This window comes from Methanosphaera sp. BMS, from assembly GCF_003268005.1.
Taxonomy (GTDB): domain Archaea; phylum Methanobacteriota; class Methanobacteria; order Methanobacteriales; family Methanobacteriaceae; genus Methanosphaera.
Genome location: NZ_CP014213.1, coordinates 2,135,168 through 2,151,154 on the forward strand (window position 1 = coordinate 2,135,168; position 15,987 = coordinate 2,151,154).

At 33.5% G+C, this 15,987-nt stretch carries 13 protein-coding genes, 2 tRNA genes and 1 other RNA gene; 7 read left to right on the top strand and 9 right to left on the bottom strand.

Annotation, left to right across the window (positions count from 1 at the left end):
• Positions 1 to 383 precede the first annotated feature (383 nt).
• Positions 384 to 947, top strand: a complete 564-nt coding sequence (locus AW729_RS07860; protein WP_112124592.1) for a hypothetical protein — start codon at positions 384 to 386, stop codon at positions 945 to 947.
• A gap of 51 nt (positions 948 to 998) precedes the next feature.
• Here AW729_RS07860 and AW729_RS07865 read toward each other — a convergent pair whose 3' ends face one another.
• Together AW729_RS07865 and AW729_RS07870 are read right to left on the bottom strand one after the other, a co-directional pair.
• Positions 999 to 2,150 (bottom strand): hypothetical protein, encoded by a 1,152-nt coding sequence (locus AW729_RS07865; RefSeq protein ID WP_112124593.1) that lies wholly within the window; start codon positions 2,148 to 2,150, stop codon positions 999 to 1,001.
• A 98-nt stretch (positions 2,151 to 2,248) separates the two neighbouring features.
• Entirely contained in the window at positions 2,249 to 3,226 is a 978-nt protein-coding gene (locus AW729_RS07870; protein ID WP_112124594.1) for a M24 family metallopeptidase, read from the bottom strand.
• A gap of 203 nt (positions 3,227 to 3,429) precedes the next feature.
• On the opposite strand from AW729_RS07870, the gene AW729_RS07875 reads away from it, so the two are divergent.
• The 5 genes from AW729_RS07875 to AW729_RS07895 all read left to right on the top strand — a co-directional run bounded on the left by AW729_RS07875 (position 3,430) and on the right by AW729_RS07895 (position 5,580).
• Complete coding sequence (locus AW729_RS07875) at positions 3,430 to 3,837, top strand: hypothetical protein (RefSeq protein WP_112124595.1); 408 nt, start codon at positions 3,430 to 3,432, stop codon at positions 3,835 to 3,837.
• A 9-nt stretch (positions 3,838 to 3,846) separates the two neighbouring features.
• Complete coding sequence (locus AW729_RS07880) at positions 3,847 to 4,317, top strand: hypothetical protein (protein WP_112124596.1); 471 nt, start codon at positions 3,847 to 3,849, stop codon at positions 4,315 to 4,317.
• A gap of 110 nt (positions 4,318 to 4,427) precedes the next feature.
• Positions 4,428 to 4,502 (top strand) — tRNA-Met (locus AW729_RS07885).
• 29 nt (positions 4,503 to 4,531) lie between these two features.
• Positions 4,532 to 4,826: RNase P RNA component (gene rnpB, locus AW729_RS07890), an RNA gene on the top strand.
• 556 nt (positions 4,827 to 5,382) lie between these two features.
• On the top strand, positions 5,383 to 5,580 hold the full coding sequence (locus AW729_RS07895; RefSeq protein WP_112124597.1) for a histone family protein: 198 nt from the start codon (positions 5,383 to 5,385) through the stop codon (positions 5,578 to 5,580).
• Positions 5,581 to 5,798: 218 nt separating this feature from the next.
• Here the strand turns inward: AW729_RS07895 and hypF are convergent, their stop codons facing one another.
• Positions 5,799 to 8,120, bottom strand: coding sequence for a carbamoyltransferase HypF (hypF, locus tag AW729_RS07900; protein WP_394339570.1), 2,322 nt, complete (start codon positions 8,118 to 8,120; stop codon positions 5,799 to 5,801).
• Positions 8,121 to 8,209: 89 nt separating this feature from the next.
• On the opposite strand from hypF, the gene larB reads away from it, so the two are divergent.
• Positions 8,210 to 8,977, top strand: a complete 768-nt coding sequence (larB, locus tag AW729_RS07905; RefSeq protein ID WP_112124599.1) for a nickel pincer cofactor biosynthesis protein LarB — start codon at positions 8,210 to 8,212, stop codon at positions 8,975 to 8,977.
• A gap of 135 nt (positions 8,978 to 9,112) precedes the next feature.
• Here the strand turns inward: larB and AW729_RS11310 are convergent.
• From AW729_RS11310 to AW729_RS07930, 6 genes are all read right to left on the bottom strand, one after another.
• Positions 9,113 to 9,255, bottom strand: a tRNA-Trp gene (locus tag AW729_RS11310).
• 433 nt (positions 9,256 to 9,688) lie between these two features.
• Positions 9,689 to 10,093 (bottom strand): PIN domain-containing protein, encoded by a 405-nt coding sequence (locus tag AW729_RS07910; protein WP_112124600.1) that lies wholly within the window; start codon positions 10,091 to 10,093, stop codon positions 9,689 to 9,691.
• Positions 10,094 to 10,110: 17 nt separating this feature from the next.
• Positions 10,111 to 10,500: a hypothetical protein gene (locus AW729_RS07915; RefSeq protein WP_112124601.1), complete on the bottom strand. Its 390-nt coding sequence runs from the start codon at positions 10,498 to 10,500 to the stop codon at positions 10,111 to 10,113.
• Between the two features lie 1,629 nt (positions 10,501 to 12,129).
• Positions 12,130 to 13,233, bottom strand: coding sequence for a right-handed parallel beta-helix repeat-containing protein (locus tag AW729_RS07920; protein WP_335645361.1), 1,104 nt, complete (start codon positions 13,231 to 13,233; stop codon positions 12,130 to 12,132).
• Positions 13,234 to 13,688: 455 nt separating this feature from the next.
• Complete coding sequence (locus AW729_RS07925; protein WP_162685853.1) at positions 13,689 to 14,078, bottom strand: hypothetical protein; 390 nt, start codon at positions 14,076 to 14,078, stop codon at positions 13,689 to 13,691.
• Positions 14,079 to 14,172: 94 nt separating this feature from the next.
• Positions 14,173 to 15,966, bottom strand: a complete 1,794-nt coding sequence (locus AW729_RS07930; RefSeq protein ID WP_112124604.1) for a DNA-directed DNA polymerase — start codon at positions 15,964 to 15,966, stop codon at positions 14,173 to 14,175.
• Positions 15,967 to 15,987 lie beyond the last annotated feature (21 nt).

Here is a 15,987-nt window from a genome sequence, read left to right on the forward strand (position 1 = left end):
GATTATTGTCATATCGTATATTTTTTCAATTATTTCTGAGAGTGTGCAACAATTATGGCTATACAACCTATTTTTTTCATGTTTTAAGTTATCTATTCTGGCACTATCGATATTTCATTTCTACTTTTGTATAGTTTTTAACTATTTCCGACATTTTATCGTATATTTGTTTTAAAAAAGCATTTATTCTCATCAAGCAAGGTCCTATTCGTTATTTTAAGCTTTTTATTGCAACTTCTTGATTGATATTGCTGTTATTAAATTCTATATATTTTCCCGTAATCTTTTGTTTATGTTTATTTTTACAGCCGATAGAAAATGCTATCATATATGAGGGATATACTAATACATAGAACATTAACAAATAATCAAGGTGTAATCAAATGGATATAAATACAATAACTCCCGTAATAACTCAATTTAATAATTTTATCGATTCATTAATTGAAGATTTCAAACAATATAATCTTGATGAAGAAACACTGGCATTTTTAGTGGGAAAGACAAGAAACTTCATCAGTTTTTCCGAGTTAACCTTACTTAACGTGATTTTCGGTATTTTGGATAAATTGGAAGCTGCAGGCTTTGACTTCAATGATGAGATTCAGGCGGCAAGAAATATAATTAACCAAATATTTGAAAACATAAACAATTCGTTGGACATCATATTGCCTGAAGAAGAAGAACAGGAGGGGCATGTTCACGATCATGGCCATCATCATCACCACCATCATCATATAGATGTTGAAGCAATACAGGAAGATGTTGACAAGATAATTGCCAACTTGGAAGTATTGAAGAATCTAATCGGTGATATAGCAAATATGGTGCTGCTGACATTAAAATATCAGGCTAAAGAAATCGATGAAATATTATTCAAAAAGGAATATGAATGCTTTAAGGATGATATGAAAAACTTCACAGAAGAGTTTGAAAAAGAGGAATAATCATTAAACCCCTTATCATCTTTTAAAAGTAATAAAACTTATTTTTTTTAATTATTTTTTCTCTACATTTTTTCTTTGAAAGTTATTGTATAACTTCGTAAACAAGTCGGGATTAAAAGTGTTTTTTTCATTTTCATAATCATTAATCATACATACCTCCGTTGATTTGATTGTATCGATAGTGCATATCCAATGACTTTTAACCTCTTTTCTAAATGAGTTTTGAAGCAAATTTTTATTGTTATATGTTACAATCCATTTTCCGGAGTCTTTCTCGAATTTTATAAGGTTTTTATAGCTGTGGGTGTGATAAATGTAGTCATCCGAGTATTGGATGCTATATACTTTATAATCTTTTCCCAGGTCCTTTTGAATCATTTGGGTGTATCGGTCATTTTTTCTAAAGTCTGCTCTTACAAGGCTTGACTTGGCAAGTATGACGTGGTTTACTCCCTCTTCTGTTATGTTTAACGGAAGTTGTCCCTTATTCCATTGAAGAGCTAGTTTTACCAATTCCCGTATCTCTTCAGGATTTTTCTTTTTTTCTTTTATTAGTTTATAACTAAGCTTTCCATACTTACAGAGCTTGTAATACTTTAGTTTTTCTTTACCGTTTTCACTGGATAGTATTTCCAATTCTTCGTTTGAGTACTCCTTCGTGTTGTCGTTAAATAATTCCCGTATGATGGTGGTCGTGAAGCGTTTTTCTTCCAAGTCATCAAATGAGGAGTATCTGATATTAGTCACTATCCTTTCTATTTCATCCCATTCAATATAATAGTTCTTGTCCTTGGTGGTGGTGACCTTTATGTTGTCTTTGCCTATTCCCGATATCAATCCTCTTTTATAGTACTCCTTATGTTCGATTATCTCGGATTTGACCTTTGAGAAGTTTTCGTCAAGGTTAAATTTCCGGGGAACATATGAAAGGTTATCCAGTACGATATCTTCAAATAACCATGATAGTAATGAAAGTATTATTCCATTGATGATTTTTCCCTGTTTATAATTATTCAAGGCATTCTCTATTTCCTTCCAGGAATAAAAGTTATTTTCTATCTTCACATATTTTTCTCCAATTCCCTTGATAACAAGACCATCTGATAGGCTTTTTGATTTAAAGTCATTTTTATGTTCAATGACATAGCTTTTAATTTCATTAAAATCATCATCGAGGTTATACTGTAATCTTTCTACTTCCATGATATCATGTCCTGAATTAATTATGTTATAATTATGATTGGAGTAATATTAAAATCTTTGTAAAAGCAACAATTCGAAAAATAGGTTTAAAGGGGAGGTTATACTGTTGTTACTTGACAACCCTCTTTTTCTATGATGATTGTATGTTCGGTTTGAGCTACCATTCCATCGGTTCTTTCCTTAAGGGCTGCATACGGATAAATCGCACGACTTGTAATAAGAGGTCTCATTGCCCTGTTAAGGCTTCTTGCATCATATTCATCAAGGAAGCATCTTTTGGAAAATGGGAAGTACTTGTTCTGGGTTGATATCCGTTTAAGTAATTTCTTGGCGTCGGGCTGTCTTAAAGGCCTTGGCCTTAGGTATGAATAGATATGATGTTGTGGCATGTCACCCACTTCACCTATGCCATTTGTAGCAAATGGTTCGATTGCCACGTGATCTCCTTCCTTAAGTTCATGGTCATTGTTTTCAGGATAGTTGGGGATGGACAGTCCTGCATGTAGGTTGTTTTGTTCAAGGCTATGGCCAGCGAGGTTAACGATTGGATTATATCCCTTTGCATGCATGGTGTCCTGTACGGTTTTTCCTATCTCTTTAAGGGTTACTCCCTCTTTGAGCATGCTGATGACATTTTCCAATGCACTGCTTGAGGCATCTATAATTTTTCTTCTTTCCTCTATTTCATCATCTGACACCTCTTGAAGTCCATCATCCAATCTTCCAGGCATATTAAGGGGTTTTCCATCCTCATCAAAGGGGTCTGCATTGTCTCCTTCAATTATAACAGTTACAGCCGTATCGGATATGTAACCATCCACTTCTGCACCCAAGTCAATTTTAACAATATCTCCATTGCACAGTAAAGTGTCATCATTTGGATCAGGAGTGTAATGTGCTGCTATCTGATTGATTGAGAGGTTACATGGAAATGACAATCCGGCACCGGTACTTAGTATTTCACTTTCAATCCAGTCAACCAGATCATATGCTTTCATTCCAGCTTTAGCTTTTTTTGCAGCCTCTTTACGTACTTTAGCAGCAATTCGTCCTGCTTCTTCATATTTTTCTTGCATCTTATCACTATCTAATAATTTTTTTGACTAAAATTTACTTTCGATATTCTATTTTAAGATATATTTTTCATCTTACTTAATATCATGGATTATATTTCAATACTATTAAGTTGATGTGTTTTTCTAATTAATTACTTAAAAATATATTAACTTGTAAATCAAATAATATATATTATTGTAATTTAATGTATGGAGGTAATCTAATGGATATGATATTTACTCAAGATCAATTACTCATATTAATCTTATCAGTTATATTCTTAATTTTAGTCATAGTCATTGTAGTTGAATGGCGTAAAGCAACGGTATCTAAAAATAACATAGTTTTACTGGAGAAAAAAGCTGAACTTAAGAAGATTGAACTTGTAGAGAAGGACTTGGAAACCAAACGTATGAAAGATAGTTTAACTGAGTTATCCGAGGAAGATCAGCAAAAACTTAAAAACATCCGTTCAAACACATCTGAAATTATGGCTAAGGTTGGACTTTTAAGTACACAAGTTAATGAGAAAGTAGAACAGTTAGAAGCTAAAAGTGAACTCTTAAAACTACAAAAGTTAGAAAAAGAACTTGAAAAGAAAGAAGCGGAACTAGAAAAATCTCTTAATTAAGGTGATTGAATGGAAGCGGCTACCACGCTAGCGGTAATTATACTGATAGTGGCAATATTGATATTGATTTATTATTATCTTCAGGCTACAAATAATCCTGTCTATCGGGATATTCATGAACATGCAGAGGGTTTTACGGCCAGAGTATCACAGGAAGAGTATATTGCCAATATATCTGACAAGGTTAATGATATAAGTGGCAAATTCAAGGATAGAGTTCAGGATGAAGATGATGAGGAGCATGTATCTAAGACGGATTTGATGTCCAAGAAGATATCTCAATTCATTGATGAACAGAGTGAACAGGTAATTAATGACTGGGATTTAGCCACTAATAAGGATATTGATTCATTGTTGGAAAAATATGAATTGATTGAAAACGATTTAAATGAATATAAGGAATCCAATGATAAACGTGTGGATTCGTTAGAAGAAAGAGTTAATAAGATTAATGAAGAATTAAAACAATTAAATGATTAATTCTTTCTAAAAACACTATTTTTTTTAATAAAAAATTATGGTAACATTTATATATTACTTAGAACTTAAATAATAATAGCTCTTAATAAGAGTGACTATTTTATTCTAATAGCAGGGTGGGGTAGTCTGGTGATCCCGCGGGGCTCATAACCCCGAGAGCCCTAGTTCAAATCTAGGCCCTGCTACTATTTTAATTTTAACTTTAACTTTTTTGGTAAGTTGGTGTGCAGTTAACGGTTTAATTTCAAACTGAGGAAACTCCATCCACCATTAATAACCATGATGTTCTTAATTGACATACACTAAGAAGTGTGACACTGATATAGAAACGATACGATAGGACTAAACGAAGGCTATAATGAATGATGCAATTGGGTTGACTAGCTTTAACATAGTTAATCGGTGAGACGATCTAATCCATGGGGTGCAAGAGTAAATAGTCATTTGACAAGGTAACTTGCTTAGATTAATACTGCATAGAAACATGAGATGGGTTACTACCAACATGCCAAAAATGTTAGAGTAATATTTTTTTTGATTTTCATTTGACCTTTTTTGGTTGTGTATTTTCAATTAGTTATTTTTAATCTTAGGAATTTATCATCAGTGAATAATTTCATAATAATAATTTGGATTTTTGCTTGATTTATCTTTGATATTAAAACAAATAACTTTCATGACATAAAATCAGTATTATTGTAAATATAACAATCATATCTTCTTTTTTCCTTTGTTATATTATATAATTATTATGTTAGATGTACTATTTATTTTAAACTAGTATTAAAAGTATTTATGTGATATACGGTGGAAATAAAAAATTATATTATCCTATTAACCTGAATTCAAAAAAATATGCACTTTTTAATATTAGTTAAATGATTAATTTATACTATTAGCCTAACTGCTATTGAAAAATTTTTAATTCCAATAGTATATACCAATACATTTTTGAATAATAAATTAATCCTTAACTTATTCATAATAATTGAAAAAAAAGGCATATATTTATATATTATTACAATAATAATTATAATTATCAATAAAAAAGGAGATATGATACAGATGGCAACTTTACCAAAAGCACCTGTAAAAAGAATTATTGAAAGTGCAGGAGCAGCAAGAGTAAGTGACGAAGCAACAATAGCTTTAGCTAATGTTTTAGAAGACGCTGCAGCAGATATTGCTGAAAGAGCTATCAAATTAGCTAAACATGCTGGTCGTAAAACTATCAAAGCAGAAGATATTGAATTAGCAGTATAATTTTGCAGGTAGTCAATTGATTTAAATAGGGTAGGTTTTTACAACCTACTATTATTTATACTTATTATCTCTATTTTTAAAACGTTTACCGTTACTGTTTTTTTATCAAATATATTCCATTATCTGTTTTTCATCATTCAATTTCTGAAAATTGTCTCATTAGATTGCATTTTAATCCAATGTAACGACAATAGGTATATTAACACAATCCTATGCTATTATTCTGAGTCATTCAACCATCCAACCACCGCACACTGGCCCATGGATACACTACCATCACCACAGCATGTTTTTTCATGCTGAATAAATTCGTAACCCTCTTTTTGCACACATTCCTTAACAATTCTGGATATGTACTCATTATAAAATACGCCACCCGTGGCACCGATCTTATCAACATCATAGGTATCTGCCGTTATCAAGGCAACATCACTAATGCTTTCGGCCAATGCCTTCTGTGAAGCACGTGCTATTTCACAGCTTGGAACGCTACTTCTTATTAGTTCCAATACATCAAGCAAAAGGCTGCTTGTATCTATAACTACACGTTTATCAATAACTTCCTTATCAAGTGTTATATTTATCAGGTCACTTGCCTTCTTGGCGGTACTTTCCAGTTTCATGGAGCATTCCCCTTCATATCCGCGTGATTTACTTATCCTTAGAAGTACACTGACACTGTCAAGCACACGTCCCATACTGCTTGTGTATGACGTGTTGAATTTATTCTCCAGTTGTTTCAGGGTCATGTCAATTTCCTTATCACCATACTTGAAGAAATCCGAATACTCGTTTTTCATAATGCTTCTTAACTCTTCTGCTTCCATTACATCATAGAGTATTCCCATGGCCATACGTATGGGATACTTGGTGCTGATATCTCCACCGGGCATGAGTTGCATTTTAAGTCCCCCGGTATTTACGTACTTGCCTGTACTATTGACATAGAGTACTTCTCCACCCCATATGGTAGTGTCTTCACCGTAACCTACACCATCGGCAGCTATAACAACCATTTCATCCTCATTGTGTTCAGCCATCAGACTTGCCGCATGTGCATGGTGATGCTGTACGCCAACCAATGGTATTTCATGTTCCTTTGACAAATCCTTTGCAAGTTTTGTAGTATTGAAGTCAGGATGCATATCACATGCAATATAATCCAACCTTGAAGTTTTGGTAAGATGCAAGAGGTGGTCTATGGCATTTTCCATAAATTCAAGCGTTCTGATTTTTGACGTGTTACCTATGTGTTGTGACGGATAACACTTGCCCTCTTTAAGTATGGAAAATGTAACGTCAAGTTCAGGACCTACTGCCAGTATATTATCCGTTATGTTGATATCCGTAAAGTCAAACGGCTTCGGAACATATCCTCTGGAACGTCTGATAAAGGCGGGTGAATTGTTTCTAAAACGTACGACACTGTCATCACAGCGATTAAGTATCTTTCTGTTATGTAAAAGGTAATAATCAGCAATTCCATCTAATTTATTTACAATATCGTTATTGTCAATTAGCATCGGATCACCAGGCATGTTTGCGGATGTCATCACATATGCTTCTTCCAAAGTATACTTGAACAGCAGATGGTGAAGTCCAGTATACGGTAGCATTACTCCCTGATTATGAAGTCCCGGCGAAAGGTTATCTGCCAGGTTGTAATCCTCACTCTTATCAAGCACTACAATCGGTCTTGCAACGGATTCAAGCATCTGTTTTTCATCATCGTTATAATCGACAAATAATGATGCTGTTTCAATATCGGGACTCATACATGCAAATGGCTGGGTCTTTCTACCAAGACGTTCTCTTAAAGTTTCTATAGCATCCTCCGTGGATGTCTTGCATACAAGGTGTGTTCCTCCAATACCCTTAATTGCCAGTATATTGCCCTCATCAATTAACTTGCTTGTCTCTTGAATGGCATCACGTGATTCTATTCTTTCATCCTTATACAGGTACACTTCAGGTCCACAGTCGGGACAGCATGTGGCCTCGGCATGGTATCGTCTGTTAAGGGGGTTGCTGTATTCCTCATTGCAGAAATCACATAACGGAAATTCATCCATGGTCGTGTTTTTCCGGTCATAGGGTATCTTATCGATTAATGTAAATCTTGGACCACAATCGGTACATGCGGTAAATGGATAATAATAATGTTGATCTTTGTCGTTTAATATTTCAGCCAGGCACGTTTCACATATGCTCATGTCCGGTGGTATAACAGCAGATCCGGATATCCTGTCACTGCTTTTTATTATTGTAAAATCAGCATATTTGTCCTTTTCTGTCACTTTATCCTGTATATCTACCTGGATATTGTTTATCTGGGATTGTACTGGTTTATGTTCATAAAGTTCATCTACGAATAAGTTGATATCATCATATGGTCCTTGTATAAGTATTTCAACAATGTTGCCCATGTTACGTACGTATCCTGTCAGATTCATTAGCTTTGCCAGCCGGTATACTGTTGGCCTAAAACCTACTCCCTGAACGATTCCTTCTACTAGTAAATATCCATTATATTCATCCATCATATACAACCCCTTTATTTCTTGAATATATTTTTATACTTCTAAATTAATAAATAATATTTACTTATTTAATTTTGGTGTTAATTTTTATGAAAGATATATTAAAAAATCTACTTGATGGAAAAATCAGTGTCGATGAGGCTGAAAGTCAACTAAGGGTTAACGAATTTCAGGAGTTAGGGGATAACGTTAAATTTGATACACATCGCAAGCAACGTGTAGGTGTTTGTGAAGCAGTATACTCCAAGGGCAAAACGGATGATGACCTGGTAAACATAATCAATAATGTTGAATTTAAGGATAATCTAATAATAACAAGACTCGATGAAAGTAGATTTAATAGAATCAAAAATCAATTTAATGACAATGTGCTAGAAAAATTAACTTTTTACAAGGAAGCATCTATATTAACCATCAATAAAAAAGAAATTGAAAAGAAAAATTTGTCCGTAGGAATAATTACGGCAGGAACAGCCGATGTGCCTGTAGCACAGGAGGCACGAATCACAATAGAACAATCAGGATACAATGCCATAACAACATATGATGTGGGCATAGCCGGAATACACAGGCTTTTGAATAAAATCTCATTTTTGGTTGAAAATGAAGTGGATGTAATAATAGCAGTGGCTGGAATGGAGGGGGCATTGCCATCAGTAGTGGCAGGACTAGTTGACATACCCATAATAGCAGTACCGACATCCACAGGTTACGGTGTTGGAGAAAAAGGATTTACGGCACTATTTGCAATGCTGCAGTCATGTGCACCTGGAATATCCGTTGTAAATATTGATAACGGATACGGAGCGGCAGTAAATGCAATAACCATACTCAACCAGATAGATAAGCATAAATGAGGGATTTTTTAAATAAAATCAGTAGTAATTTTTTTGCTTTCAGAATTGAAGAGTAAATCTTTGACAAAGAGCAAGTAATCTAATCTTGTAATTGTCAATGTAAAAATGTGATAAAAACAGTATTTAAAAGTATAATGGGGTCACAGGGATTTGAACCCCGATCCTGGGATTTCTCTTGTCTCAGCACTCCAATTGATCATCATCGGTATGCCTCAGTGTGCGCACTTTCTTCAAAGACAACTGGAGTCCCAGATGATGCCAGGTTACACCATAACCCCATCGCGTGTATCGTATCGTACCAAGACTTCAACGAGAAACTAGGATTATATATTACTATATTTAAAGTAGTATATAAGTTTTGTGATGATTTTTTTTGATTTGCATTAACTTGAGTTGTGTAGGATAATTATATTTGATAGTGGTTGTGTTGTATTTTTTTGTTCGTTATATTCAATCTATATGAAGTAAAAAAGTAAAACATGAAAAATAAATTGGGGGATAGGATAAGAGAGGACAATCCTCTCTTATTAAACGTGTTTATGCTGTTATGGTTAAGGTTTTTACATCTTCAAGTTTATCATAATTTGTTGATGTGAAGACTGCTGTGATGTTGTAGTCTTTGGCTTTCATGTTCTCTGGTAGTGTGTATGTTGTGTTTGCTTGGTTGTTTTCTTATATACTATAGTTATTTTTCTTGTGGGTTATATTGTGTTAAATGGATATGTTGTTTATTTCTTTTATTTTATTAAAATCATCATCGAATGAGAGTATGTCGGTTATTCCCTCTTTTTTCATGGATAAAATGATTAGCCAGTCACTATAGTTGATTGTATAATCATATTTTTTATATAATTTGATTGCTTTTTTGTAGTCGTTTTCGCTTACAAAAATTATTTTATCCATGGCTAATAGAAATGAGATTATTTGTTCTCTTTTTCCATCATAATATGGTTTTGTCAATTTATAGAGTACTTCATTTAACACTATGTTGTTTATTGCTTTTGGTATTTTATCAATGTCTGGAATAGTTTTTATAATTTTTTCTGCTGATTTGTTTCTTTTATACTCTTTTTTATTAAATAGTGCTATGATAAAACTGCTATCTAAAAATACCATTTAACATTTACCTCCTATCATAGGATCCATTTTTCATTTAAACAGTCTATTTCATCTGGTGATTCGACTATTCCAAGCATATCACTAAGTTTAACATTGCTTTCTTTATCACTTTTGTTTTTTTCAACAATTTCTTTAATTTCATCCATTGTTAGCTTATTTTTATCTGAAACTATTTCAAATGTATCTTCATCCAAATCATCTAATTCTGTATTTGGATCATTTATGTTTATATTTAATGTTTTTGCAATGTCATCAATAGTTTTCATATTACCATTATTTTTTTCTTCATTTAATCCATTTAAAATGTATATATTAGCTAGTTCTTTTTGGGTAATTCCTAATTCTACACTTTTAAGCTTTAGTTGTCTTTGAATATCAAGATCAATTCGTATTGTAGCATCCATAATTATATCAACTCTATATCTATTTAGTTTGATATATAGTATATTATTGTAGATTTATATACTTTACCACAATAACACAATGAGTGGGTATTAGACAAAACTCTTAAATTTCTTGTTTTTAACTATAACCTTATAGTATGGGGGCTTGTTGAAAACGTGGTTGGAACTTCAAATAATATAACAGGTTATTAATTAATAATATTTGCCAATCATCAATCAATACACCAATATAACTGCCTATAAAAAGGTAATATGAATCCCTTTTTTTTCATGATTTGTCATATTCAAAAACAGACCTTACTCTGTGGAATTGTAATGTTAAATGATTATTTTTTTGCTGTTTAAAAAAAGGATGTGTATGGGGTTGTTGTTGAGTTTGGGGTTGCTTTTTTTTAATATGTTGTGTTAATTTTTTTGATGGTGTTATGTGTTGTATTTTAGTTCGGTATACTAATTAGATAACGAAGTAAAAATTTGGAATAATAAAAGGGGTATTAGAATCAGAATAGGGAGGGAGTGTAAAAGAGTTAATACTCTCTTATTTTATCATTTATGCTGTCATGATTAATGTTTTGACATCTTCTAAGGGATTGTAGTCGTAGAAATTAATGGGCTGTTCGGTTGTGTTTTTTAGCTTTGATAGTTCAGGTTATGTGTAAGTTAGGTTTACTTGGTTGTTAATGATTTTAACATAGCGTACTTTAACATTATGTATTCAATGATCTTATAATTGTTTGGAATCGTTAGACAACAGGGATATTGTTGATAAAATAAAAAAAATTATTATGGATTTCTAAGTCTAATTTATAGGCAGGGTTGAAGTATTTTCTTATAGGTATCTTTAAATACTATCACATTTATAATAATTAGTAGAAGAAGTTTACAAGCAAGATTCTTCATTCACGTAATGTTGTATAAGACCTGTTTTATTTTCAATAAAATGGGTTTTATTTTTTACAACATTTAATCAAAAGCTATTTCTTATGAATTTTTAATACAATATTTCATTAATTGTAATACTATTTATATTACTTTATATAAAAATATTTTATGTAAATTTACTCTTAAACCATATCCTCCAAAGGGATTAATTCAACGTGAGAATTATTGCCCGTGACCTCAAGGGAGGTGAGAATATGAGGGGTTTTGCTTGTAAACACCAGTTATTAACATTGATAACTCTTGTTATAATATTTTTTCCTGAGATAATGAGTATATTACTCTTATATATCATTTTATTGATATGTTAATAAGTCATAGGAAATTGCAGTAACTCGATGATGAATGAAGCCAGTAACAAGACCGTTGAACGTGAGGAATGATTCTGGTAAATTTACATTCACCTCCCCTATCTGGAAGACACCTTCGACTTTTTACATACATTGCTTAATATTTGAGTGAATTGAAGTATTCCCTCATGAATAGGTTCAAAAAGATCATTACATGTCGTATATTGATATAATTAAAGTTACTTATTTTTTACTTCGTTATATCTGCAAATAGCGGAGTGGAAAAAATAAAAAAATAACTTTCTAGAAAAAATCTGCAACAAAAAAAAATAGACACACTATATGCATGTTAAAAAAAGGGAAGGGATTAAAAGAGAGAAGAAACTCTCTCATATATAATTTATGCTGTAACGGTTAAAGTTTTCGTATCCTCCAAGCGGTCATAGTCACTTGATATGAAAGTAGCTGTGAGGTTGTACTGTTTAGCCTTCATATCACTTGGTAATGTGTATGTAAAGTTTACCTGATTATTGGATACTTTGGCATAGATTACCTTGCCGTTAGAGTCTTTGACTGTTTTGCCGTTGATTTTGAAGACTACCTTACCATTGTTGATGACATTGTTACCATCTGTTAGGGTTGCTGTGAGTGTGATTGTTTCTCCAGCACTGGTGGTTATGTCTTCTGTTGTGATTGTTGGCTCTGTTGTGGTTATTGTTATTTCTGTTTTTTCGCTGGTCATCTTTTCAAGGTCACTTGAACCTGAGTATACGGCTTGTATGGTTGTGCCTTCTTTTGCCCAGCTTTCAGGTACTTCAAAGTCTTCAATAGTTGCCGTACCGTTTACTATCTTTGCATAGATTACTTTGCCGTTGGTGTTTTTTAGTGTTTTTCCGTTTACTTTGAATGTGATTTTTCCTTTGGTGATGTTTGTTGCTACTGTTTGTGTGTTTTCTGTTCCGTAGTATATGCTTGCTGTTATTGTGGTGGTTGTGCCTGCTGTGAATTCGGTTGTGTCTACTTTGAGGAAGTATTGTTTATCCGGTACTGGTTGGTTGTTTTGTACTGTGTTATTCTTTCCGGAGTCACTTACTGATTCGTCTCCTAGTCGTCCTGGGGTTACGAGGTAGTTGTTTTCTACTGTTGTGTTTTGTGTGGTTTTATCTATGAGTATTGTGTAATTGTAGTTTGTTGTGATGTTGTTTGTTGTGACATTTAGTGTGTTTTGTTCTTGGGTGTATATTCCGGTGTATGTTGAGTTTATGTTGTTGTTTGTTACTGTTACGTTGTATCCTCTTCCTATGTATACTCCTGTGGTTCTTGCTCCTAGGTAGTCGACTGTTGATCCGCTGATGCTTGTTCCGTTTACTGTGAGGTTGTTGTTGTTGATTTGTATGTTTAGTCCGATTACTCCGATTGCCATTGCGGTATCGCCGGTTGCGTTGAAGGTGTTGTTTTCTAAGAGAATTACTAAATGGGTTATGAAATCGAAGAGAATTATTATTCAGTGATGGAGGGTATCACAGTTCTTACTGAAAGTAAACGGCTAAGATAATAAGGGGTGATTTAAAAAGCAGCATAAAAGCTGAAGGAATTAAAGTGTCCGAAAATATCGGACAGTAAAAATTCCTACAAGTGAGGGTAAACTGCGTTGATAATTATTGTATAATACCTTCTTTTATTTTGAGAAGGAGGTATATATTTCTTATATTTTAATAATCTTAATGAACAATGTGTAATATTATCGGTATATGGAATCACGGTAAAAGATGTTGAAAATCATAAGTCCCCTTAAATTCATTATAAATCATTATTATATATGTGATTTGCGAGTAGGATTATCCGATTTAATAACTTAAGTATTGGCAGTGATGTTTTTTACAGATTAACGTATAAATTTAATTTTTGAGCAATCCTGAGTAACATCACTAAAAAAAGTTTTAAAGAGTATGAACTCTTTTATTTCTTGTTTCTTTTGACAACAACCTTTTCGGCCCTGATTTGTGGAGGAATGGTGTTTGTAGGATCACCTACCGTGTACACGTCTATCCGTGAGCCGGTCTTTATAGCACTGATGTTAGCCTCTACCTGTTTGTTGTCCTTGTTTTCTATAAATATCTTAGTATCGTTTCTTACTATAATTGACATATTTGATGTTTTGTTTGTCTCATCTGTTATGTAGAATGTTCCAAGCGTATTGTTTGTAAGTGTTGGACTTCCAGTAGTGTTTCCAATCACTTTAACATCTGATATGTCTGGCAGCTGGTCCATTGTAGCATAATATGTTCCAATGACAAAGCCTGCAAGAACAACCAATATTATTATCATTTGCAAAGGCGAAAGTTTCATATTAATCCCTTAATCTTTATTATTTTAATATATGTATCTTATGATAATTATATTTATTTATAAATATTTATAGCCGTTAAAATAATCTCTTTAATCAGTCTATTTTTCCTATATATGTGGCATAAAATCCATCGGTATCAGCATAAACTGGTTTAAATCCGAATTCCTTTGATTTTTCCATGGCATCCTGAATATATTGTCTTCCCCATGCGGTTATGGCCGCTCCACATTCCTTCTTGTACCACCGGAATCTGGAATAACCGTATGCTCCATACATCGAGTTGGCCAATCTCTTAAGTCCCTGTTGTTCAAAGTCAAGTGCCTTTTTCTGTTCTGGTTTTGTCTCTGTTTTCATCAATCTCTTTATCCGCTGTCTTTCATTCAATATTTCACCGATAAGTGATGGTATAAATCCCTTAGGTTCTTTTTTGAACTTATATCCGTTCTCCGGACATTCATAGTATTCGTCTGTTGATAAACCTTCTCCGTCCGTAATTGTATCGGGGGAGATATTCTGTGCTATGATGATGGATGGATACAGGCTTTTGAAGTCAAGGTACGCAATGTTTTCAAAAAGTCCCTTTTCCGGCTCTTTGACATATCCTCCAGCATTACGCTTGGAATTCATCCTCTGGTTGTATTCACTGCTTGTTGGCTTGTTGGGTACGATGTTGTTCATATGATATGCCTTTAGCATCAAGTACCATTCAATCATTTGACCGGTCGTCATACGTGCAATGTCGAAGAGTGGTTGGCCTACAAGTCTGCTCTGGGCAACGGTGAGAGGCGTGATTTTCTCACCAATTTCCATGGTGGTTCTTGCATCATCCATGGAGTAATCAAATAACTCCTCTAGTTGGTCGCTGTCTGAATCCCAGTACTCAAATATCTTGTCTCCCGGGACGTCTATTTTTTCCTCATCAAATAACTCAAGATATACCCTTTCCAGAGTATAATGATCAAGTTGCATGTACTGTCTTGCAAGCAGGTATAAATCCACATGTACTCTTCCTTTAATAATACCTGCATTGTTAAATCCTCTTTTCTGGAATTTAACGCTGCTTCCATCCACTCCCAGGTCCAATTCAACGTTCAATACATCTGCACGCTTTTTAATGTAGGGCAAGTCAAAAACGTCCGAGTTATATCCTACAAGCATGTCGGGGTTTTCTTCCTTTATCAGTTTTACAAATCCCTTAAGCATATCCTCTTCAGTGTCGAATGTTTCAACATATTCATGCCGGGACTTTTTGGTGGATAACACCTTATTTAATCCATGGTTGCTGCTTAAACTCATCATTATTATAGCGTCATCCTGTGCGTTGGGCATTCCCTGGGCATTATATACCTCAATATCAAAACTAAGAATCTTGTTTCTGGTACTGTGTTTATGGGTATCTGCAGGACTTTCTTCCAATTTGAATAATATGACATCATCATCAATGCTCAAATTGTCATAAGTACCCTTGTCAATAGTTTTTCCATGTAATTCCAATATGTTACTTGGAGTTATCTGTTTGTCTATAAGATATCTTCTATAAAATGGTATGTCATATTCCCTTATCTGAATGACACTTGGCAGGTCTCTTATCGTGTCTCTCAGTTTAGGCACTTCTTGCGGGTGGTCAAATATGATTTTTATAAATTCACGTTCCACTCCGATATCAATCTTGGATTCTTTAATGCAGTTATTCAAGTCAAGCTCCTTTAATTGGCTAATGCAATTATCATAGTCATCTGACAGCACATACATATATGGTTTAAAGGAATCATCATATGCTATTATGTTTTCTTGGCTATCCGGGTCTATACCGAATAATCTGATGACTGCTTTATCGTTGAATGTTATATAATCAATATCGTTTAGAACAATTTTCTTAGTTTCCATAGAATTAAATCTATATAACTA

Excerpts from the sequence above, each read along its gene's own strand:
- AW729_RS07915 (WP_112124601.1), bottom strand. The coding sequence starts at position 10,500 with ATGGATGCTACAATACGAATTGATCTTGATATTCAAAGACAACTAAAG.
- hypF (WP_394339570.1), bottom strand. The coding sequence starts at position 8,120 with ATGGATGAATATAATGGATATTTACTAGTAGAAGGAATCGTTCAGGGA.
- AW729_RS07875 (WP_112124595.1), top strand. The coding sequence starts at position 3,430 with ATGGATATGATATTTACTCAAGATCAATTACTCATATTAATCTTATCA.
- AW729_RS07895 (WP_112124597.1), top strand. The coding sequence starts at position 5,383 with ATGGCAACTTTACCAAAAGCACCTGTAAAAAGAATTATTGAAAGTGCA.
- AW729_RS07910 (WP_112124600.1), bottom strand. The coding sequence starts at position 10,093 with ATGGTATTTTTAGATAGCAGTTTTATCATAGCACTATTTAATAAAAAA.
- AW729_RS07860 (WP_112124592.1), top strand. The coding sequence starts at position 384 with ATGGATATAAATACAATAACTCCCGTAATAACTCAATTTAATAATTTT.
- AW729_RS07925 (WP_162685853.1), bottom strand. The coding sequence starts at position 14,078 with ATGAAACTTTCGCCTTTGCAAATGATAATAATATTGGTTGTTCTTGCA.
- AW729_RS07870 (WP_112124594.1), bottom strand. The coding sequence starts at position 3,226 with ATGCAAGAAAAATATGAAGAAGCAGGACGAATTGCTGCTAAAGTACGT.
- AW729_RS07865 (WP_112124593.1), bottom strand. The coding sequence starts at position 2,150 with ATGGAAGTAGAAAGATTACAGTATAACCTCGATGATGATTTTAATGAA.
- AW729_RS07880 (WP_112124596.1), top strand. The coding sequence starts at position 3,847 with ATGGAAGCGGCTACCACGCTAGCGGTAATTATACTGATAGTGGCAATA.
- AW729_RS07930 (WP_112124604.1), bottom strand. The coding sequence starts at position 15,966 with ATGGAAACTAAGAAAATTGTTCTAAACGATATTGATTATATAACATTC.
- larB (WP_112124599.1), top strand. The coding sequence starts at position 8,210 with ATGAAAGATATATTAAAAAATCTACTTGATGGAAAAATCAGTGTCGAT.